This window comes from Flavobacterium sp. 38-13 (assembly GCF_001899155.1).
GTDB lineage: Bacteria > Bacteroidota > Bacteroidia > Flavobacteriales > Flavobacteriaceae > Flavobacterium > Flavobacterium lindanitolerans.
The window spans coordinates 60,473-81,888 of sequence record NZ_MKVG01000016.1 but is presented as its reverse complement, the minus strand read 5'-3'; the positions used below and the strand labels follow the sequence as shown (position 1 = coordinate 81,888).

Here is a 21,416-nt window from a genome sequence, read left to right as displayed (position 1 = left end):
TACTGAAGAATGTTTTTTATTAGTCGATGTGAATAGCTATTGGCAAAGCCAAAGAGATTCTGGCGAACATTCCTCTGACTTTTCCCGGCTTCCATCCGTTATATTTTTTTACAATTCGTTTGGCTTCCAGGTCTAATTGTCCGCCTAAGCCTTTTAGTATTTTTATATTGGCTACCGAACCGTCTTTTTCAACGATAAAACTCACAATGATTTTGTCACTAACTGGAGTGTCGACATTCTCAATATGAAAATTTGCTGCCACATATTTATAAAAATTTGTCATTCCTTTGTAGGGTTCCGGATTTTCAAGGATTTCACGATAAGGGTATTTTTGAGAATCAGAATCCGTACTTTCACCGGAGATAAGATTTCCTGCGTTGTAAAATTCTATAAAAGTAGCTTTTGTGGTAGTGTTGCTACCTTTCCATTCCCCTTCCTTGAGGCCATTTTTTATTTTGCCGCTGGATTTTCCGCCATAACTTTCCTCTTCATAGACGCCGTTTCCATCTTTGACGGTCTGTTTTCCTTTGGCATCATAAAATTGATTGATTTTTAAATTCCCGATTGTTTTTTCTGTATCAAAATATTCGGCATCCATTTGTAATTTGCCGTTTTCATACCAGGTTTTATAAGGGCCTGTAGGGTTAGAGTTGGTATAACTTCCTTCGCTTTTTTTGTTGCCGTTTTCGTAATATGTTATGAATTTTCCGGTTTTGTTATAGCCAAGACTGTCGGTGGTTTTTCCTTCTGCATACAGTTTTCCGGAACGATAATAATTTCTTATTTCATAAGAATCGCTCGGAATATTATGGTTTTTTACAATCTTATAATACGTATAATTGTCCTTGACTGTTGGGTTTTCCAGAGAATCCAGGAGCGTTTTTTTGTCTTTTCCGTCTTGCGCCAATAGCAAGACAGGCATCATTAAAAATAATACCGAAAGTAGAACTGATTTCATAAGTGTAAATTAGTTTTAAACCGCGACTGCTCCTTTAATGTGAGGGTGCGGCTCATAGCCTTCTAAAGTAAAGTCCTCAAATTTAAAATCGAAAATGTTTTTGACATTCGGATTCAGAATCATTTTTGGCAGCGGTTTCGGGTCGCGGGAAAGCTGCAACTCTAACTGTTCAATATGATTGTTGTAGATGTGCGCGTCACCAAAAGTATGGATGAAATCTCCCGGTTTTAAATCGCAAACCTGAGCAATCATCAATGTCAATAATGCATAAGATGCTATGTTAAAAGGTACTCCTAAAAAGATATCGGCACTTCTTTGGTATAACTGGCAGGATAATTTGCCGTCTGCTACATAAAACTGAAAAAAGGCGTGGCAGGGAGGAAGTGCTACTTTTCCGTTGGCAACATTTTCTGCGAAAGATTTGGAAGTATCCGGTAAAACAGAAGGGTTCCATGCAGAAACCAGCATTCTTCTGCTGTTTGGATTGGTTTTTAATATTTCAATCAGTTCTGTAATCTGGTCGATTTCTTCGCTGTTCCAGTTTCTCCATTGATGGCCATAAACCGGACCGAGTTCGCCATTTTCATCTGCCCACTCGTCCCAGATTTTTACTCCGTTTTCATTTAAATAGCCAATATTCGTATCGCCTTTCAGAAACCACAACAGTTCGTAGATGATAGATTTAAGATGCAGTTTTTTGGTAGTAACCATAGGAAAACCTTCAGACAGGTCAAAGCGCATCTGATAACCAAAAACGCTTTTTGTTCCGGTTCCGGTTCTGTCTCCTTTTTGTGTTCCTGTTTCGAGAACGTGCTTTACTAAATCTAAATATTGTTGCATCTTTCTAGGCTTTAGGCTGTTTTAATACGTTGTAAAGAACCCTGATTAAGATTCTCTTTTACTAATTTCATCCCGAATTTTGGCGGCCTTCTCATAATCTTCATTCTGAACAGCCGTTTCCAGTTGTTCGTGCAGTTCAGACAGGCTGAGTTTGTTATAGGTTTCGCCAGCTTCGTTAGATTCTTCCATGCCAAATGTTTCCGGATTGGAAAGAACATCTTCTACCTGTTCCTGGTTGTCGCTTTCCTGCGGATTTGTTTTTAAGAAAATCCCAGCTTTGTCTAAAATGTTTTTATACGTAAAAATAGGAGCGTTAAAACGTAGTGCCAAAGCAATGGCATCTGATGTTCTGGCGTCAATGATTTCTTCTATTTTATCTCTTTCACAGATGATACTGGAATAAAAAACACCGTCGACAAGCTTATGGATAATGACCTGCTTTACTATAATATCGAACCTTTCGGCGAAATTTTTAAACAAGTCATGAGTTAGAGGCCTGGGCGGCTTTATCTCTTTTTCTAAAGCAATAGCAATTGATTGAGCCTCAAAAGCGCCAATTACGATTGGCAGTTTTCGCTCTCCGTCCACTTCATTTAAAATCAGCGCATAAGCGCCATTTTGTGTTTGGCTGTATGAAATTCCTTTTATGGTTAGTTTTACTAAACTCATTAGTAAGGTCTATGTTTGTTTGTTGTTTTTTAAAAAGGCTTGAACTGAATCTTTCGATATTCAATGGGCAAAAATAATGAAAAAAAAGGGCTATCTAAATTTTTGATATTCCTATCTAATTTAGATAGCCCTAATATGGGCACAATTTAAAAAATTATTTACGAATTATTTGCCTTGAATTCTTTTAATTTTTCCGTGAGTTTCGGAACGATTTCAAAAGCATCTCCAACAACACCGTAATCGGCTACTTTGAAGAAAGGCGCATCCGGGTCCTGATTGATAACAACTTTTACTTTAGAAGAGTTGATTCCGGCAATATGCTGAATAGCTCCGGAGATTCCAATTGCAATATAAAGGTTGGTTGCTACAGGTTTTCCTGTTTGTCCAACGTGTTCGCTGTGAGGTCTCCATCCTAAATCTGAAACCGGTTTTGAACAAGCTGTAGCAGCGCCTAAAACGGCAGCCAAGTCTTCAAGCATTCCCCAGTTTTCAGGGCCTTTTAGTCCTCTTCCTCCGGAAACTACAACTTCAGCATCAGCAATAGTTACTTTTCCGGTTACTTTTTCTACATTTTCTACTTTTACCCCAAAATCAGCATCGCTAATGGATGGAGCGAAATCTTCCTGAGTCAGGGAAACAGCATTTTCAAAAACTCCGTATGAGTTTTTAGCCAAGCCTAAAACTTTTACTTCAGTGTTGATTTCTGTAATGTTGAAAGCCTTGTTTGAGAATGCATTTCTTTTTACCTGAAAAGGAGAAGTGCTAACCGGTAATCCAACTACGTTTGAAGCATATCCTGCGTTTAGGGAAACAGCAACAAGAGGAGCCAGGTAAAGGCTGTCTGTTGTAGAAGAAAGCAAAATTACTTTTGTGTTTTCTTTCTGGGCAGCCTGTTTGATAGTGTCAGCATAGGCCTTGGCTGTGAATTTTGATAATTTATCGTCGTTTACTTTCAGTACCTTATCGACTCCGTATTTCGACAATTCAGAAACGTCACCGGCGTTAATAGTCACGGCTGTAACGGTAGTGCCTAAAGATTCTGCAACTTTTTTACCGTAAGAAGCTAATTCGAAAGCTACTTTCTTGAATTTTCCTTCTGCAGATTCTGCGTATATTAATATTGACATGATAATTTATGATTTGTGATTTATGATTTATGATTTGTGAAATGCAAATCCTAAAACGTTATTTTTAATTTTACTAAAATCTGAAATCTAAAATCTCAAATTATATAACTTTTGCTTCGTTGTGTAAAAGGTTGATAAGTTCATCCAGGTTATCAGGGCTGATTAATTTTACCGCTGATTTTGGAGCTGGCTTTTCAAATTTTACCGCTTTTGTATTTGAATCTGCTGTTACAGGCTCAAGGATTGTCAAAGCTTTTGTTCTGGCCGTCATGATTCCTCTCATGTTAGGAATACGAAGGTCTTTTTCTTCAACAAGTCCTTTTTGACCGCCAATAATCAAAGGCAATGTAGTCGCTACAGTTTCTTTACCGCCATCAATTTCGCGTACTGCTTTTACATTGTTTCCTTCAACTGTTAAGCCAATACAAGAGTTTACGAAATTGGAGTTTGTCAATCCGGCAATCATTCCCGGAACCATTCCGCCATTATAATCCAAAGATTCTTTTCCGGCAATTACCAGGTCATAACCTCCGCTTTTAATTACTTCTGCCAATTGTTTTGCCACGAAGAAACCGTCTGTAGGATTTGCGTTGACACGGATAGCTTCGTTAGCCCCAATTGCCAATGCTTTTCTAAGTGTTGCTTCGGTTTCTGGTCCGCCAACGTTCACTACGGTAACATTAGCACCTTGTTGTTCCTGGAACCATATCGCTCTTGTCAAACCAAATTCATCGTTTGGGTTGATTACAAATTGTACTCCGTTTGTGTCAAATTCTGAATCGCCATTCGTAAAGTTGATTTTTGAAGTAGTATCAGGAACGTGACTGATGCAAACTAATATTTTCATTTTATGTAAAATTATAGTGTTGATATTTAAGGCTCCGAAATTAAGGATTATAATTTAAATAAAAAACTATGCATGCATAATATTTTAATAATTTTTCCCGAACTATTTCGTTTTCGTAGCGGTTTAGGGGATTTTAATAAAAATTTGAGAAAATCTTTAACAGATAGCTCCCGTTATGTTTGGTATCTTTGCAGCCTTAAAAATGCCTGATGGATACTTCTGTAAATAAGCCTAATTCCATATACAATGTTCATTTTGGATTAGTCTGCCTGAGTTCTCTGCTGTTTTCGGCAAGTTTTAATATGCTGATTCCGGAATTGCCGGACTATCTGAGCAGTATGGGTGGTGCGGAATACAAAGGACTTATTGTGGCGCTTTTTACATTGACAGCAGGTATTTCGCGTCCGTTTAGCGGTAGGCTAACGGATACTTTGGGAAGAGTTCCTGTAATGGCGGTAGGCTCCATAGTCTGTTTTGTTTGCGGTATTTTATATCCGGTTTTAACAACAGTTTCCGGCTTTTTGTTTTTACGTCTGATTCATGGTTTTTCTACGGGTTTTAAACCTACGGCAACGGCTGCTTATGTGGCCGATATTATTCCAAGGGAACGTTGGGGAGAAGCACTTGGAATTCACGGGCTGTGTTTCAGTACCGGTATGGCTATTGGTCCGGCGATAGGAAGTACAATTAAGCTGCATTTTTCAATGAATATGCTGTTTTATGCCTCTTCGGTATTTGCGCTGTTATCTATTGTTATCCTGATGAACATGAAAGAAACATTGAAGCACAAACACCGATTCAGCCTGCATGTTTTGAAAATTTCAAGAAAAGATATCATAGCAAAAGAAGTACTCCCGGCAGCGATAGTAACTTTCCTTTCCTATATGGCGTATGGTGTGATTCTAACACTGATTCCGGATTGGAGCCATCATTTGGGAATTGCTAATAAGGGTCTGTTTTTTATGGTCTTTACGGTTACTTCGTTACTGATTCGTTTTGGAGCCGGAAAAGCTTCGGATAAATACGGTCGTTTAAAACCAATGGGGATTGGCCTGGCCATTCTGATAGTTTCATTAGGGGTTATCGCTTTTTCACAGTCCGTAACAGGTTTGCTTGTTGGTGCCGCATTATACGGAATCGCGACAGGCATCGTTTCTCCGGCACTAAATGCCTGGACAGTCGATATGAGTTATCCGGAACATCGCGGTAAAGCCATGGCTACAATGTATATTGCCCTTGAAGCCGGTATTGGCCTAGGAGCTTTGTTTGCAGGATGGATTTATCAGGATGTTATAGGTAAAATTCCGCTTATTATGTATTTGAGTGGTGGAATGACGTTTTTGGCGTTGGTTTATGTGGCAATTCGTGTCAAGAAAACCGAAGTTACTGTTTAAGGTAGTGACTAATGAGGCAGGCTATATCGTTTTCGTAGAAAAAACATTTAGCTTGAAAAGAATAATTAGTAATTGATTATTATAATTTATTCTATTTAGTTGTTTAAAATAATTATTTTTGCCTTTCAATTTTAAGAAGATAATAAAACATAATATGAGAACAATCCAGTTTAGAGAAGCAATCTGCGAGGCGATGAGTGAAGAAATGCGTCGTGATGAATCTATATATTTAATGGGTGAAGAAGTTGCCGAATACAACGGTGCTTACAAGGCCTCAAAAGGAATGTTGGACGAGTTTGGACCAAAAAGAGTAATCGACACTCCGATTGCCGAGCTTGGTTTTGCGGGTATTGCAGTAGGTTCTGCAATGAACGGGAACCGTCCGATTGTAGAATTCATGACATTTAACTTTTCGTTGGTGGGGATTGACCAGATTATCAACAATGCCGCTAAAATGCGTCAGATGTCGGCTGGACAATTTCCAATGCCGATGGTTTTCAGAGGACCTACAGCTTCTGCCGGACAGTTGGCCGCAACGCACTCACAGGCTTTTGAAAACTGGTTTGCCAATACTCCGGGATTAAAAGTAGTTGTTCCGTCAAACCCGTATGATGCAAAAGGATTGTTGAAATCGGCAATTCGTGATAATGACCCTGTGATTTTCATGGAATCAGAGCAGATGTATGGTGATAAAGGCGAAGTTCCGGAAGGAGAATACACTATTCCATTGGGTGTTGCCGATATCAAAAGAGAAGGAACTGATGTAACTATCGTTTCTTTTGGAAAAATTATCAAAGAAGCATACGCTGCTGCGGAAGAATTACAGAAAGACGGAATTTCTTGTGAAATCATCGACTTAAGAACAGTGCGTCCAATGGACCACGATACGATTTTAAAATCGGTTAAGAAAACAAACAGATTGGTAGTCTTGGAAGAAGCCTGGCCATTTGCAAGTGTGGCTTCTGAAATTACTTATATCGTTCAGGAAAGAGCTTTTGATTACCTTGATGCTCCAATCCAGAGAATTACAACTGCAGATACACCGGCTCCTTATTCTCCAACATTACTTAAAGAATGGTTGCCAAATGCGGAAGATGTTGTTAAAGCAGTAAAAAAAGTAATGTATAGATAGATTTTTGGGTCCTTTTGGATGCCGGATTTTCCGAATAATCAAAAAATCGGAATATCAGAAAATCAAATAACAAATTGATTATATTTGGAACTTCATCAGACTGATTCTGATGAAGTTTTTTTTTGCAGCACAATATGACTAAGAAAATATTTGTAAGCCTAAGCTTTTTCTTTCTTTGTATAAACTTTCTGACCGCCCAAACCAAAGTAAGCGGTATTGTTTATGATGAGTTCAAGCAGCCGCTTCCTTATGCAAACGTAGTTTTCAAAGGAACCACAGAAGGAATTATTACCAACGAGGAAGGAAAATTCTATTTGGAATCCAAATCAACCCAAAGTGCCATAGTGGTAACTTTTGTTGGAATGGAACCGAAAGAAGTTCCAATCGAAAAAGCGGTTACCTACAATATGGAAATCAATCTGGGAGCCGGAAAAATGCTGAACGAGGTGGTTATTTATACCGGAAAGACTTCAAAAAAGAATAATCCGGCCATAGACATTTTAAGGAAAATATGGGCCCGCAAGAAAAAAAACGGACTGCGCCAATTCAAACAATACCAGTATGACAAATACGAAAAGGTTGAATTTGACCTGAATACTATTGACAGTGCCCTGATGAAAAGCAAGCTGTTCAAAGGGATGGAATTTGTTTTTGAACAGGTCGATACTTCAGATGTAACAGGAAAATCATACCTCCCTATTTTCATTAATGAAGCCCTGAGTCAGGTTTATGGCGACAATACCAACGGAAAGCTAAAAGAAATTACCAAAGCCAATAAAAACTCCGGATTTAGTAACAACCAGCAGTTAATCGCTTTCATAAAAGATTTGTATGCAGAATACGATATCTATGACAATTACCTGAAGTTTTTTGATAAGGATTTCGTGAGCCCGCTTTCAAGAACCGGAATTAATGTCTATAATTATGTGCTGCATGACAGTACTTATATTGATAATAAATGGTGCTACAATATTGTATTTTATCCCAGACGAAAAAACGAACTTACATTTAAAGGAGATTTCTGGGTAAACGATACGACATTTGCCATTAAGAAAATCAACCTTACGGCAAGCCGTGGTGCCAATATCAACTGGGTTAAGGAAATCTATATCGAACAGGAATTTGAAGTACTGAACGATTCGGTTTTTTTGCTGACAAGAGACCATATGATGTCTGATTTTGCCTTCTCTAAAAAAGACAAATCCAGGGGGGTATATGGAAAAAGAACAACACTTTTCCGAAACCATAAATTTGATATCAAAAAAGAAGACAAATTCTATAAAGAAGATGTCAATTTCTACGACCCGGAAATCTATACCAAATCGGATGATTTTTGGAACGAAAACCGCTTCGAAAGTCTGAACAAGGATGAAAAAGGGGTTTATAAGATGTTGGATACGCTCAAGACCGTCAAGAAATTCAAGCGGCTTTACAATCTCGTCTCCATATTGGGAAGTGGCTATATCGAAATGGATAATTTTGATTACGGACCTATATTCTCCACATTCGGATATAATGATGTAGAAGGAATTCGTGTCCGTACAGGAGGAAGGACCTATTTCGGACCAAATGACCCGTGGCGTATTCAGGCTTATACAGCTTATGGATTTAAAGACAACCAGTTCAAATATGGTATTTCCGGAAAGATTTTACTGGACAAGAAAAACCGATTTATAATTTCGGGAGGAAACAGACGCGACATTGAACAGATAGGTGTTAGTCTTACGACCTCCAATGACCTTCTGGGAAGAAGTTTCGCTTCGTCTTCTTTATTTGCCAGTGGTGATAACAGCAAGCTGACTTCGGTGAATCTGACCAACTTTTCTGCCGAAGTAGAACCTTTAAAGAACCTCGTTTTTCAGGCAGGAATGTCTTATAGAACTTTAAAATCGGCTTCGCCAAACACATTTAGTCTGGATTATTATAAAGTTATGCCCGATTCGCAAAATCCGCAGGGTGTAATAGAAAACGAAGTCAACCAATACGAATTTAATGCTTCAATTGATTATATGCCGGGCAGAAGACCAATTGGGTATGGTGTGGAACGCACCAATGTAGACTCGAATTTTGCCAGATTATACCTTAGTTTCAGCCAGGGAATAAAAGGAGTTTTTGGAAGTGACTTTGATTATGAAAAAGTACAGCTCTATTACAGGCAGCCGCTATTGGTAGGAGGTTTTGGACGACTTTTTACTACGTTTGAAGCCGGTAAGATTTTTGGAACTGTTCCGCTTGGATTAATGGGAGTTGTGCCTGGAAACCAGTCATTCTTTATCATTGACAATACCTATAACCTCATGAACTATTATGAGTTTATGGCCGATGAATATGTTTCGCTCCATTTTGAGCATAATTTCAACGGAAGATTATTTGCAAGGGTTCCTTTCCTTCGCAAACTGAATTGGAGGGAAATTATTGGAATCAAAGGTGTGTATGGAACCATTTCTGACGAGAATAGGGCTATAAATGCTCAGACAGCAATACCTTACAGAGCACCGGAAGATGTGTATTGGGAATACCATGCTGGAATCGGGAACATTTTCAAGGTTTTGCGTATTGATTTTGCCTGGAGAGGAAACTATCTTGACCTTCCTGATGCCAATAAATTTACCGTAAAGGCGTCTTTTGGTTTCTATTTTTAAGAAATCCTTATTTTTAAATTGTTTGTGTGCGTTTTTATTGTTTCAATGTATCTTAATGCTTATTTTTGCACCCGCTAAAATAGTATTGAAAACAAATTTAGAATATGAGTGCAGCAAAGCAAAAATCTTTTGATGTATTGATCGAAATACCAAAAGGAAGCAGAAATAAATACGAATACGATTTCAACCTGAAAAAAATACGTTACGACAGAATGTTGTTTTCTTCGATGATGTATCCTGCAGATTACGGATTTATTCCGGAAACTTTGGCATTAGACGGTGATCCGCTTGATGTATTAGTGTTGGTAACAGAGCCTACTTTCCCAGGCTGTGTAATGGAAGTAAAGCCAATCGGTGTTTTCCACATGGCAGATGAAAAAGGACCAGACGAGAAAATTATCTGTGTTCCGGTATCTGATCCAATCTGGAATAAATTGAATGACTTGAGCGATATGAATCCACACATGTTGAAAGAAATCGAGCATTTCTTCCAGGTATATAAAGATTTGGAGCAGAAAAAAGTTGATGTAGAAGGATGGGGTGATGTAAATGAAGCGAAAGAAATCATCGAAAAATGTGTTGATCGTTTCGAATCTTTAGAAAACAGACCGGAAGAATTATTTAGCATTAGATAATCGAATTCCTAAAAAATTATTAAAAAAGCAATATTCAATCAAGAATATTGCTTTTTTATTTATGTTGGTTTCGTTACATTTACACTTATTAACCAAAACCAACAAACTTTATATGGAGTCAATAATGATTTATGTGCCGGCGATACTTGCTGTAGTCGGACTTCTTTTTATGGCGATTAAAAGATCTTGGGTTTTAAAACAAGATCCTGGAGATGGAAAGATGAAAGAAATTTCAGAATACATCTACGAGGGAGCTTTAGCCTTTCTTAAAGCAGAATACAAATTATTAACTTTTTTCGTTATTGGCGCTAGTATCGCATTAGCAGCAATCACATTTTTACCGGGAGCTACCACACACTTATCCATAGTGATAGCTTTTATCTTCGGGGCAGTATTCTCTGCTTTGGCAGGTAATATGGGAATGAAGATTGCCACAAAAACAAATGTCAGGACGACTCAGGCAGCCCGTACAAGCCTGCCGCAAGCATTAAAAATATCTTTTGGAGGTGGAACGGTTATGGGACTTGGGGTTGCAGGTCTTGCCGTTTTAGGACTTACCGCCTTTTTCATTTTCTTTTTCCATTTCTTTATGAACGGACAATGGGTTGAGGGAATTTATGATGGAGAAACAAGGACCGCAAATGAATTAATGACCGTCTTGCTCGAAACATTGGCAGGATTCTCTTTGGGAGCAGAATCAATTGCCCTGTTTGCTCGTGTAGGTGGTGGAATCTATACAAAAGCTGCCGACGTTGGAGCGGATTTGGTAGGGAAGGTAGAAGCCGGAATTCCGGAAGATGACCCAAGAAACCCCGCCACAATTGCCGATAACGTTGGGGATAACGTAGGTGATGTTGCAGGTATGGGAGCCGACTTGTTCGGTTCGTATGTAGCAACCGTTTTGGCTGCAATGGTTTTAGGAAACTATGTAATCAAAGATATGGGCGGAAGCATTTCAGATGCATTCGGAGGAATAGGGCCTATTCTTTTGCCAATGGCTATAGCCGGTGTGGGAATCATTATCTCAATCATCGGAACAATGCTGGTTAAGATTAAAAATAATGACGCTAAAGAAGCTCAGGTTCAAGGCGCGTTAAACGTTGGGAACTGGGTTTCTATCGGATTGATAGCGGTTGCCTGTTACTTTTTAGTGACATGGATGCTTCCGGAAACAATGAAAATGAAATTCTATGGTGAGGGTTATCATGAAATTTCTTCAATGAGGGTATTTTATGCGACTTTGGTAGGATTGTTTGTAGGAGCCGTAATTTCTTCGGTTACGGAATATTATACAGGATTAGGTAAGAAGCCGATTTTGGCTATCGTACAAAAATCAAGTACAGGAGCAGGAACCAATATTATTGCCGGTTTGGCAACAGGAATGGTTTCGACTTTCCCGACCGTATTGCTATTTGCTTCTGCAATTTGGGCTTCCTATGCTTTTGCAGGATTCTACGGAGTTGCTTTGGCGGCTTCTGCTATGATGGCAACAACAGCAATGCAGTTGGCAATTGACGCTTTCGGTCCTATTTCGGATAATGCCGGAGGAATTGCAGAAATGAGCGAATTGCCAAAAGAAGTGCGCCAGCGTACCGATATTCTGGATTCAGTAGGAAACACGACTGCAGCAACAGGAAAAGGTTTTGCCATTGCCTCTGCGGCTTTGACATCATTGGCCTTGTTTGCGGCTTATGTAACCTTTACAGGAATTGACGGAATCAACATCTTTAAGGCTCCGGTTCTGGCAATGCTTTTTGTTGGAGGTATGATTCCGGTGGTATTCTCTGCATTGGCGATGAACTCTGTTGGAAAAGCCGCAATGGATATGGTGTATGAAGTAAGAAGACAGTTCCGCGAAATTCCTGGAATCATGGAAGGAACAGGAAAGCCGGAATATGCAAAATGTGTCGATATTTCTACAAAGGCTGCTTTAAGAGAAATGATGCTTCCCGGAATTCTTACGATTGGTTTCCCTATACTGATTGTTGTTATCGGAAAATTAGTTTATGCAGACAATAACCAACTGATTGCAGAAATGCTCGGCGGATATATGGCGGGAGTTACCGTTTCGGGTGTGCTATGGGCAGTTTTCCAGAATAATGCAGGAGGTGCCTGGGATAATGCTAAAAAATCATTTGAAGCAGGCGTAATGATTAACGGAGAAATGACCTATAAAGGCTCTGATGCCCACAAAGCGGCGGTAACTGGTGATACGGTTGGAGACCCGTTTAAAGATACGTCCGGACCTTCTATGAACATTCTGATTAAACTTACCTGTCTGATTGGTTTGGTAATTGCTCCTATTTTGGGCGGCCATGAAGCAAAACCGGTAATTGACCAATTGGAAGGAGTTGAAATCGTTCTTGATGAAACAACACCTGCTCCTGAAGTAAAACAATCAACAAAAGAAATCAGGATTGAATCTGTAAAAGATGCCGACGGAAAAGTAAAAGCTACCGTTACTACTGTAACAGATTCTGCTGAAGCTGTTGAGGTATTTGAAGGAACTGAAGCAGAAGTTGCTGCAAAACTCGAAGCCTACAAAAAGAAATAAGTTTTATAAAAGAAAAAGCCTTCCAATTGGAAGGCTTTTTTATGTTTTAAGATTAAAATAATCCGTTGATTTCTGCATTGATTCGGTTAATGATACCTCCCAGGTCTTCCGGATTATCTACAAAATTGATATTGTCAACATCTATAATCAGTAGTTTTCCGTTGGTATAGCTTTGAATCCAGGCTTCATACCTTTCATTTAACCGGCTAAGATAATCAATAGAAATAGAGTTTTCATATTCTCTTCCCCGCTTATGGATTTGGTTTACCAAATTCGGGATAGAGCTTCTCAGATAGATTAGCAAATCCGGACCTTCTACCAACGATTCCATTAATTCGAAAAGCGATTTGTAGTTGTTGAAATCACGATTGGTCATCAATCCCATGGCATGCAGGTTGGGAGCGAAAATATGGGCATCTTCATAAATCGTTCTGTCCTGAATAATGTTTTTTCCGCTTTCGCGTATCTGAAGTACCTGTCTGAAACGGCTGTTCAGGAAATAAATCTGAAGGTTGAACGACCAACGTTCCATCTGGTGGTAAAAATCATCAAGATAAGGATTGTCTACTACGTCTTCAAAGTGCGGTTCCCATTTAAAATGTTTTGCTAACAATTTTGTCAGTGTTGTTTTTCCGGCTCCAATATTTCCTGCTACTGCTATGTGCATTACGGTAATGTGATTTTATATTGACTGATTTCGTTTTCGGTAAAAATAGATAAAATTTGGTCTTTAAAAGAAAAATGGCTGAAGCTTTTTTCATTTAATTGAATAGGTGATAACGACTCGTCTTCTAAATTGTAGAGAAACAAACCATTATCAATTTTCATCAAAATTTGTTTAGGAGAGACAACCTGCAACTGATTGTAATCAGGAACATGACCAAGAAAATTTACTTTTCCAAACAGGTTGGAAACATATAAGTTTTGTTTGGTGTCTATCCAATAAAAATAGTTGTAATCTGATTGGTAGAATTTTACGTTTTCTTTAAAAGAAGGCGTTATCGACTGAAAAGTACTTTTCTGAATATCAAACAGTCCCAGTTTTTGGGTCAACATGTCATAAACCCATAATCTGTTTTGCGAAGCCAGACTCACAGCTTCCGGATTTAAGGGTGTTTGCAGTTCTGAAAAATTAATTCTTGTGGTTTCATTCAACTGATTGTCAAGAAGGACGGCTGTTGTAAACTGTTTGTAAAACAAAACCAATTGAAGAGGGTTTTGCAAATCGACCTGATGGATTTTACCTAAGGAAACATTTTTATAGAAATACACCTGATTTGGACTGGTCTTTTTAAATTCATTTTGGTTGATTGAATAAAAATTACCAAAATTATCTTTCCCTATATACTGCCCTGTTTCCCATTTTTCAGAGTTGGAAAAAAAAGGAATGATGCTTTGTTGTTGTGAGAATGTCAACAAGGGAATCAGGGTCAGGGCTATAAAAATAATTTTTCTCATAGTAGGTGCCAATTTACGAATATCCTTTCAGATGCATACGATGTAACAAATATTTAATAGTGATGGGTTGTGACTTTTAATAGCTTAAAATTATTTAACAAAAGCTTTGTAGCAAATATTGTTCAAATCCGTCATATTTGTATACTAAATTTTGTTTTATGAAAAAACACCTGATTTTTTTAATGATGTTGGCTTCGATATCCAACTCTTATGCTCAAAAGCAAGGAACTTCTGCAATGGGTTCTCAGGAATTTCAAGGAATGGCAGTCTATGAGACCAAAACAAGTGCTCCGGATATGAAGTCAAGATTTTCGGGAAATAGAGAAATAACACCTGAAATGCAAAAGTCTATCGAAGAAAGAATGAAGAAAATGCTGGAGAAAACCTTTATTCTCAATTTCGATAAGGCAGCATCCATCTACAAGGAAGATGAAAAACTGGATACTCCGGGTCAGAATAACGGAGGATTCAGAATGATGTCTTCTATGATGGGAGGCGGTGGCACCTATTATAAAAATGTAAAAGAAAAGACATTTGCCGTTGATAAGGAATTTATGGGTAAGGAATTTTTAATAAAAGACACATTGCCAAAATTACAATGGAAATTAGAAGGTGAAACTAAAAAGATAGGAGATTATACCTGCTATAAAGCTACAGCTGTAAAAAAAGTAGTCCAGTCCGATTTCAGGAACTTCAGACAGAAAAAGCAGGAAGAAACAAAAGACAAGAAAGAGGAAAAAACAGAAGAAAAGAAAACCAATTTCATGGATGATTTCGAAATGCCGAAAGAAGTAAACGTTATAGCATGGTATACTCCGGAAATACCTGTCAATCAAGGTCCGGAAGGCTATTGGGGATTGCCGGGGCTAATCCTTGAGGTTAGTGATGATAAAACGGTCATTCTGTGTTCGAAAATTGTACTCAATTCAAAAGAAAAGACATCTATTAAAGCGCCTACCAAAGGCAAGGTCGTTACTCAAAAAGAATACGATGAAATTGTAACGACAAAAATGGAGGAAATGAAAGAGCAATTCAGGAGAGGTGGCGGTAGGCCGGGAATCAGAATCGGGAATTAATTCTGTAAAATAATTTCAAAAGGGAGACGGATAAAATCTTTCTTTTTTAGCTCTTGCTTATGCAATCAATTTATAGCCTTGGCTTCTAACATTTATAATCTGGATGTTGGGGTCAAGGCTAAGTTTTTTTCGCAGTTTTGTGATGAAAACGTCCATGCTCCTGCCGTTAAAAAAATCATCATCACCCCATATTTTTTTTAATACCAGTGAACGGTCCAATATATCGTTCTTGTTTTCGATTAAAAGGTGAAGCAATGATGCCTCACGATGTGTGAGAAACTGTATATTTCCGGAATAATCCAGTGTTTGTTTGGTCAGGTTGAAGATATAATTGCCAATAGCAATACTGTCATCATTTTTTTCCAATTGTATCCTGCCTAAAAGAGAATGCACCCGTACAATCAATTCCTCCATACTAAAAGGTTTTTTCAGATAGTCATTCCCGCCTAGCTGAAAACCTTCTACAACATCCTGGGTTTGTGATTTCGCAGTAAGGAAAATAATAGGTGTTTTTTTGTCCAGCTTACGGATTTCCTTTGCCAGTGTAAACCCATCCTTTTTGGGCATCATCACATCGAGTACCAAAAGTTCCGGTTTTTCTTTTGAGAAAACTTCAAAAGCCTCTTCGCCATTTTTGCATAACAAGACCTCAAAGTTTCGCGTTTCCAAACTTTCTTTTATAATCTGGGCCAGGGCAGGCTCGTCTTCTGCCAATATGATTTTTATTTTGCTAGACATCAGCTAATCTTATTTTAAAAACAGTCCATTCAGGGTTAGGAAGCAATTCCAGTGTTCCGCCGTGTTTTTCTATAATTTTTTTAGAATAATAAAGACCAATACCAAATCCTTTTACATCATGTCTGTTGCCTTTAGGAATTCGGTAAAACTTTTCAAAAACTTTTTCTCTTTGGCTTTTTTCGATTCCCGACCCGTTATCCTGTACAATGATTTCAAGATTTGGAGACAGGTATTTTAAATGAATGTCAATGCTGTCACCTCCATATTTGATGGCATTGTCAATCAGGTTGGAAAGCGTATTTTCGAAATGAAAAGGATCAATCTCAACAATTAGCTGTTCCATATTGGAATGGAAGGAAATGTTTTTTTCAGGGTGAATCACCTTGTGCTTTTCTACAAGATTCCGTATCGTCGAAATTATATTGGTAGGCTCTTTATGAAGAAAAAGTTTATCAGTGTCTAAAGTGGCTGTTTCTAAAAGCTTTTCGACCATAATTTCGAGCTTTTTTAGTTGCTGGTTGGAAATGTCGAGATAACGGTTGGTCTTTTCAGTATCGTTTACAGCGTTGAAATTCCGGATACCCTCAATAGCTGTAGCAACCGTTGTAATTGGTGTCTTGAATTCGTGGGTGATATTGCTGATAAGGTCATTTTTGATTTCATCTATCTTTTTCTGTTTATTAATTGTTTTTAATAAATAAAACAGGCAGCCAATTATTGACAAGGAAAGAAGAAATGAAAGAATGATTTCAACCATACTGCGCTTTAAAATCACGACTATCGGATTTGAAAAAAACAGTTTCAGCTTTTGGTTTTGGGGAAGAAATGTAGAATTAGAAGTTGTGCTCAAAGGGAAATGGCTGTTCTTTTCCAGATGATAATTTTGAAATACCGTATCGGCTTTTATGTGCTGCATGCCATATTGGATAGTAATATCCTTTCGTGCCAATTCTTTGTCCAGTGTATTGCTTACTTTTTCAAATTCGATAGAATCCCGGGTCAGCGAAATAAGTATTTTATTGGTGAAATTCTGGATTTTTGAAACGCTGTCCATGGCACGTTTTCCGGTAAGAACCTTGACTTCGGAGAGCTTTCCAGGCCCTAGTCCAAAAGGCGTCATATGCATTTCAGTGGTTTTACCTTTTATTCCCTTGGGATTTTTAGACTTTGGAGAATCCGTAAGCTTGATTACTTGTGTGGGAGTATTCCCGGAATTGTTGATTTTTATAACAGTTGTGGTTTTGGGCGAACTGTCATCCGTGAAAGTACTGCTAGCCATGACACTTTTCGTCGACTTTACTTTTCGCTTCGTAATCGCATTGATAAAAACGGAGTCAGAAACAATGCTGTTTACAAAATTAGGACTCTTGACAGAATCATTTCCAACAAAAGTCATGAAATCGGTTTTTACATCTTCTGCATAATAATGCTCTATGCTGTTGTCAAACGCAATCTGTACATCGTTGATAAGGCGTTGCTTGTTTTCTGCATAGTTTTTTATATTCCAGTAAATCTGCAAACTGATTGTAGCAATGATAGTTACGGAAATAAAAAATAAAATGTATTTATAATTCTTTGATTTCATTTTTCAAAAGTATAAACAAAAAGCATTGAAAAAATGCCGTTAACAATCGTTAACGTTGGTTAACCGAAAATAAGATTTCATGTGGTTTACTTTGTGTCATTAATTAAAAAAAAGACAAACATGATAAAATCAGCAGTTACAGCGGCAATAGCAGTAGCCCTTTTTTCTTTTCAGCATATGAAAGCTCAGGAATTTACAGGGCGGGCAACCTATGAAACAAAAACAATAATGAATGATATCCAGATAAGCGGGTCTAACATGACTCCTGATATGAAGGCTTCACTTGAAGAAAAAATGAAAAAAGGTCTTGAAAAAACCTATGAATTGAGTTTCAATAAAACAGAATCGGTTTACGAAGAACCGGCAAAATTAGAATCTCCGGGTGGTTCGTCAGGAAGGGTAATGGTTGTTAAAACCACTTCGTCTTCAGATGGGAAATCGTATAAAAATATAAAAGACAAGACTGTGATGTCTGAAGAAGATTTTTTTGGTAAAGAATTTCTCGTATCGGACTCTTTGCCAAAATGGGATTGGAAACTGGTGAACGAAACTAAAAAAATTGGAAACTACACCTGTTACAAGGCCATAGCCGTAATTCCTGTGACTAAAGAAGCTATGGAGAGTTATGAAAAAATGAAGAATAAAAAAAGTGAGGGCAAGACACAATTATTTACTCCAAGCGAACCTAAAGAAAAAACAATAACCGTTTGGTATACGCCGGAAATTCCGGTAAGCCATGGGCCGGCAGAATATTGGGGGTTGCCAGGCCTGATTATGGAAGTTAATGATGCTAAAACGGTAATATTATGTTCGAAAATTATATTAAATCCGAAAGATAAGGTAGTTATTAAAATACCCAAAAAAGGAAAAAAAGTAACAAAAAAGGAATATGATGCACTAATTGAAAAGTATTTTGAAAGCATGAAAGATTCAAAAGGCAACATCCATATCAATTTAGGTAATTAATCATTAGTTTTACATTTCCAATTTCTCTTACAAAATGAAAAAAATACTTCTCCTTATATTTTTATTCCTTTCCATTTCAGGATATTCCCAGAACATCCGTTTTTCAGGTATTGTGGCTGATGCAAATGCCACTGGTTTGGAAATGGCCAATGTTATGGCGGTAAACCAGTCCACAAAAGCAATGGATGCTTATGCAATTACAGATGATAAAGGGAGGTTCCAATTATCACTCAAGGCAAATACCCTCTATAAAATAAAGGTGAGCTACATTGGTTATCAACCAAAAGAAATCGATGTCCAGACTGAAGCAATAAATATGGTTCAGACCCTGGTGCTTGAGCAGGGAGTTGATTTGGATGCAGTAGAAATTGTACAGGAAATGCCGGTTTCCATACAGGGAGATACGATTGTCTATAATGCAGATTCTTTTAAAACAGGAACAGAAAGAAAATTGGAAGACGTTTTGAAAAAACTTCCTGGAGTTGAGGTAAATGCCGATGGCCAGATTGAAGTGGAAGGGAAAAAAGTCCAGAAACTAATGGTAGAAGGCAAAGACTTTTTTGATGGCGATACAAAGTTGGGTGTGAAAAATATTCCGGCAGATGCTGTAGATAAGGTTCAGGTATTGCGAAATTATAATGAAATCGGGGCATTGAAAGGCCTTGAAAATAATGAGGAAAATGTAGCAATGAACATCAAGCTGAAAGAAGGAAAAAAGAATTTTTGGTTTGGTGACATGAGTGCAGGAATAGGAGTCGGGCATGAAGACAGCCGTTACATAGTAAACCCTAAGCTGTTTTACTACAATCCGAAATACAGTATCAATCTCATCTCAAACTTCAATAACATTGGAGAGTTGCCCCTAACAATACAGGATTATTTCAAATTCACAGGAGGTTTTAGAGGCATGATGCAAAAAGGAGGAAGTTCTTTTAATGTTTCCTCCAATGATTTGGGAATAGCCATGCTAAGGAATAACAGAGCCAAAGAAATTGAAACTAAATTCGGGGCAACCAACTTTTCGTATAATGTCACTAAACAATGGAGCTTAAGCGGTTTTGCAATTCTTTCTTCTTCCGAAACGGACTTGGAAACCCGCTCAAGAAGCACTATTCTTGAAACAGGCGTTAGACAGAAAAACGAAGAAATGGCACACCAGAAAAGCAATCTGGGACTGTTCAAGTTTAGTTCCAGTTATAAACCAAACACAAAGTTGCAGTTTGATTATGATGTGCTGATGAAACAATCAAAACAGGACGAAAATAATAACCTGTTAAGAGAATTTACCGTTAACAATGTTACTTCTGCCGAAGACATTTATACGACTAAGAAGCAAAATCCAACTTCAATAAACCAAAACGCAAGCTTGTATTATACAGCTAATGATAAGAACGTTTTTGCTTTTGAAATGCAACACCTTTATCAGGATGAAGACCCTTTTTACAATGCCAATTTATTAACCCAGCCTTTTGCATTGTCGGGTTATGTAGGAGGCCAAAACAGGAACAATTTGAACCAGAGCCGTTTTGTTAAAACCAATAAACTGGATGCCAAGCTGGATTATTACTATATGCTTACACCCAAAAGCAACATTAATGTGACTTTAGGGAATACAAATTCGCATCAGAATTTCAACTCCGGTATTTTTCAGATTTTAGACAACGGCAATAAAAACAATCTGGAAGCTCCGGAAAATAATAACAAGGTTACTTATGATTTTAATGATGCTTTTATCGGGCTGCATTATAAATTCCTGACCGGAAAATTTACCTTCACCCCAGGATTCAGTACCCATTATTATACTATGGATAATGCACAATTGGGAACAAACTACAAACAAAATTTTACCAGATTGTTGCCGGATTTTTATGCCCTGTATCAGATTAAGAAATCAGAAACGCTGACTTATAATTTTGCACTGACAAACAATTTTACAGACATCAACAATCTGGCCATGGGAAATGTACTTTCCGGATACAGCAGTCTTTACAACGGAAACAGGTTTCTTGAAAATTCAACATCACAAGTACATTCGTTGAGGTATTTCAAATACAGCATGTTCAATCTGGAAAATATTTTTGCCAATATTTCATATAGTAAAGTAACGGATGCCGTGAAAAGCCGAATCGTTTTTGATAATGTAAACCAGACTCTAGCTCCATATAATTCCAATCTGGCCGACGAAACTATTAATGCCAATGGGGCTTACGGAAGGTCTTTCCTAAGATATTATAAGGCATCCGCAGGAATAGGGCTAAACTGGTCAAAATTCAATAACATCCAAAACGGAAATGTAAGAACGCAGGAAAGTTTCATGCAGAATTACACTCTTAAGGCTTCTACAAATTACAGAGAACTGCCTAATCTTGAAGTTGGATATAATTTTGTAGTAAACGATTATGCAGGCTCAAAATTCTATACTGACAAGCCATTTGCCAAATTGGATTATTATTTCCTGGATAGTTTTTCTTTTGTGGCAGAATATGAATTCTATCACTACTATAACAGCAGTAAGACCGTAGAAAACGAATATGATTTTTTAAATGCCAGCCTAATATACCAAAAGAAAAACAGCAAGTTTGAATATAAAATCGGAGCCACAAACATTTTAAACACAAAGACACTAAATGATGACAGTTTTAATCAATACCGTACGACTACATCACAATACAGAGTACAGCCAAGGTATGTAATACTGACTTTAAAATACAACCTATAATAAATAATAAATTTCGGTCGGGCTGTAGGCCAGGATGATAAGAGATTTTGGGTTAGTTACCCTCTTATCAGGAATA

At 37.7% G+C, this 21,416-nt stretch carries 17 protein-coding genes; 8 read left to right on the top strand and 9 right to left on the bottom strand.

What is annotated here, in order from left to right; genetic code table 11:
• Positions 1-19 precede the first annotated feature (19 nt).
• The 5 genes from BGO88_RS10905 to BGO88_RS10885 form a co-directional block, all read right to left on the bottom strand.
• On the bottom strand, positions 20-958 hold the full coding sequence (locus BGO88_RS10905; protein WP_286706899.1) for an energy transducer TonB: 939 nt from the start codon (positions 956-958) through the stop codon (positions 20-22).
• A 15-nt stretch (positions 959-973) separates the two neighbouring features.
• Positions 974-1,798 (bottom strand): thymidylate synthase, encoded by an 825-nt coding sequence (locus BGO88_RS10900; RefSeq protein WP_056072271.1) that lies wholly within the window; start codon positions 1,796-1,798, stop codon positions 974-976.
• A gap of 45 nt (positions 1,799-1,843) precedes the next feature.
• Positions 1,844-2,467 carry a bifunctional nuclease family protein gene (locus BGO88_RS10895; protein ID WP_056072274.1) on the bottom strand — a complete coding sequence of 208 codons (624 nt, stop codon included), beginning with the start codon at positions 2,465-2,467 and terminating at the stop codon, positions 1,844-1,846.
• 158 nt (positions 2,468-2,625) lie between these two features.
• On the bottom strand, positions 2,626-3,594 hold the full coding sequence (locus BGO88_RS10890) for an electron transfer flavoprotein subunit alpha/FixB family protein (protein ID WP_286706898.1): 969 nt from the start codon (positions 3,592-3,594) through the stop codon (positions 2,626-2,628).
• A 100-nt stretch (positions 3,595-3,694) separates the two neighbouring features.
• Positions 3,695-4,441: an electron transfer flavoprotein subunit beta/FixA family protein gene (locus BGO88_RS10885; protein WP_286706897.1), complete on the bottom strand. Its 747-nt coding sequence runs from the start codon at positions 4,439-4,441 to the stop codon at positions 3,695-3,697.
• A 209-nt stretch (positions 4,442-4,650) separates the two neighbouring features.
• Between BGO88_RS10885 and BGO88_RS10880 the strand changes: the two genes are divergently transcribed.
• From BGO88_RS10880 to BGO88_RS10860, 5 genes are all read left to right on the top strand, one after another.
• Entirely contained in the window at positions 4,651-5,835 is a 1,185-nt protein-coding gene (locus tag BGO88_RS10880) for an MFS transporter (RefSeq protein ID WP_286706896.1), read from the top strand.
• A gap of 154 nt (positions 5,836-5,989) precedes the next feature.
• The gene (locus BGO88_RS10875) at positions 5,990-6,967 is read left to right on the top strand and encodes a pyruvate dehydrogenase complex E1 component subunit beta (RefSeq protein WP_056072298.1); all 978 of its coding nucleotides are present in this window, start codon (positions 5,990-5,992) and stop codon (positions 6,965-6,967) included.
• Positions 6,968-7,101: 134 nt separating this feature from the next.
• A complete protein-coding gene (locus BGO88_RS10870) occupies positions 7,102-9,609 on the top strand; it encodes a DUF5686 and carboxypeptidase-like regulatory domain-containing protein (RefSeq protein ID WP_286706895.1) in 2,508 nt (835 codons plus the stop codon).
• 104 nt (positions 9,610-9,713) lie between these two features.
• On the top strand, positions 9,714-10,244 hold the full coding sequence (locus BGO88_RS10865) for an inorganic diphosphatase (RefSeq protein WP_056072304.1): 531 nt from the start codon (positions 9,714-9,716) through the stop codon (positions 10,242-10,244).
• Between the two features lie 112 nt (positions 10,245-10,356).
• On the top strand, positions 10,357-12,798 hold the full coding sequence (locus tag BGO88_RS10860; protein WP_286706894.1) for a sodium-translocating pyrophosphatase: 2,442 nt from the start codon (positions 10,357-10,359) through the stop codon (positions 12,796-12,798).
• Between the two features lie 52 nt (positions 12,799-12,850).
• Here the strand turns inward: BGO88_RS10860 and BGO88_RS10855 are convergent, their stop codons facing one another.
• Positions 12,851-13,465 carry a deoxynucleoside kinase gene (locus BGO88_RS10855; protein WP_056072306.1) on the bottom strand — a complete coding sequence of 205 codons (615 nt, stop codon included), beginning with the start codon at positions 13,463-13,465 and terminating at the stop codon, positions 12,851-12,853.
• Positions 13,465-14,256 (bottom strand): hypothetical protein, encoded by a 792-nt coding sequence (locus BGO88_RS10850; protein ID WP_286706893.1) that lies wholly within the window; start codon positions 14,254-14,256, stop codon positions 13,465-13,467. Before BGO88_RS10850 ends, BGO88_RS10855 begins: the two co-directional genes overlap by 1 nt.
• 158 nt (positions 14,257-14,414) lie before the next feature.
• Between BGO88_RS10850 and BGO88_RS10845 the strand changes: the two genes are divergently transcribed.
• Positions 14,415-15,332: a GLPGLI family protein gene (locus BGO88_RS10845; protein ID WP_101470697.1), complete on the top strand. Its 918-nt coding sequence runs from the start codon at positions 14,415-14,417 to the stop codon at positions 15,330-15,332.
• Between the two features lie 57 nt (positions 15,333-15,389).
• Here the strand turns inward: BGO88_RS10845 and BGO88_RS10840 are convergent, their stop codons facing one another.
• Both BGO88_RS10840 and BGO88_RS10835 read right to left on the bottom strand, forming a co-directional pair.
• Positions 15,390-16,070: a response regulator transcription factor gene (locus BGO88_RS10840; protein WP_277014597.1), complete on the bottom strand. Its 681-nt coding sequence runs from the start codon at positions 16,068-16,070 to the stop codon at positions 15,390-15,392.
• Complete coding sequence (locus BGO88_RS10835) at positions 16,063-17,655, bottom strand: sensor histidine kinase (RefSeq protein ID WP_286706892.1); 1,593 nt, start codon at positions 17,653-17,655, stop codon at positions 16,063-16,065. Before BGO88_RS10835 ends, BGO88_RS10840 begins: the two co-directional genes overlap by 8 nt.
• 120 nt (positions 17,656-17,775) lie before the next feature.
• Between BGO88_RS10835 and BGO88_RS10830 the strand changes: the two genes are divergently transcribed.
• Both BGO88_RS10830 and BGO88_RS10825 read left to right on the top strand, forming a co-directional pair.
• Entirely contained in the window at positions 17,776-18,621 is an 846-nt protein-coding gene (locus tag BGO88_RS10830) for a GLPGLI family protein (protein ID WP_286706891.1), read from the top strand.
• A 34-nt stretch (positions 18,622-18,655) separates the two neighbouring features.
• Complete coding sequence (locus BGO88_RS10825; protein WP_286706890.1) at positions 18,656-21,340, top strand: TonB-dependent receptor; 2,685 nt, start codon at positions 18,656-18,658, stop codon at positions 21,338-21,340.
• The last annotated feature ends 76 nt before the right edge of the window (positions 21,341-21,416 follow it).

Coding starts and splice junctions, on each gene's coding strand:
- BGO88_RS10850 (WP_286706893.1), bottom strand. CDS start 14,256: ATGAGAAAAATTATTTTTATAGCCCTGACCCTGATTCCCTTGTTGACA.
- BGO88_RS10870 (WP_286706895.1), top strand. CDS start 7,102: ATGACTAAGAAAATATTTGTAAGCCTAAGCTTTTTCTTTCTTTGTATA.
- BGO88_RS10875 (WP_056072298.1), top strand. CDS start 5,990: ATGAGAACAATCCAGTTTAGAGAAGCAATCTGCGAGGCGATGAGTGAA.
- BGO88_RS10845 (WP_101470697.1), top strand. CDS start 14,415: ATGAAAAAACACCTGATTTTTTTAATGATGTTGGCTTCGATATCCAAC.
- BGO88_RS10880 (WP_286706896.1), top strand. CDS start 4,651: ATGGATACTTCTGTAAATAAGCCTAATTCCATATACAATGTTCATTTT.
- BGO88_RS10885 (WP_286706897.1), bottom strand. CDS start 4,441: ATGAAAATATTAGTTTGCATCAGTCACGTTCCTGATACTACTTCAAAA.
- BGO88_RS10855 (WP_056072306.1), bottom strand. CDS start 13,465: ATGCACATAGCAGTAGCAGGAAATATTGGAGCCGGAAAAACAACACTG.
- BGO88_RS10840 (WP_277014597.1), bottom strand. CDS start 16,070: ATGTCTAGCAAAATAAAAATCATATTGGCAGAAGACGAGCCTGCCCTG.
- BGO88_RS10835 (WP_286706892.1), bottom strand. CDS start 17,655: ATGAAATCAAAGAATTATAAATACATTTTATTTTTTATTTCCGTAACT.
- BGO88_RS10830 (WP_286706891.1), top strand. CDS start 17,776: ATGATAAAATCAGCAGTTACAGCGGCAATAGCAGTAGCCCTTTTTTCT.
- BGO88_RS10895 (WP_056072274.1), bottom strand. CDS start 2,467: ATGAGTTTAGTAAAACTAACCATAAAAGGAATTTCATACAGCCAAACA.
- BGO88_RS10890 (WP_286706898.1), bottom strand. CDS start 3,594: ATGTCAATATTAATATACGCAGAATCTGCAGAAGGAAAATTCAAGAAA.
- BGO88_RS10865 (WP_056072304.1), top strand. CDS start 9,714: ATGAGTGCAGCAAAGCAAAAATCTTTTGATGTATTGATCGAAATACCA.
- BGO88_RS10860 (WP_286706894.1), top strand. CDS start 10,357: ATGGAGTCAATAATGATTTATGTGCCGGCGATACTTGCTGTAGTCGGA.
- BGO88_RS10905 (WP_286706899.1), bottom strand. CDS start 958: ATGAAATCAGTTCTACTTTCGGTATTATTTTTAATGATGCCTGTCTTG.
- BGO88_RS10825 (WP_286706890.1), top strand. CDS start 18,656: ATGAAAAAAATACTTCTCCTTATATTTTTATTCCTTTCCATTTCAGGA.
- BGO88_RS10900 (WP_056072271.1), bottom strand. CDS start 1,798: ATGCAACAATATTTAGATTTAGTAAAGCACGTTCTCGAAACAGGAACA.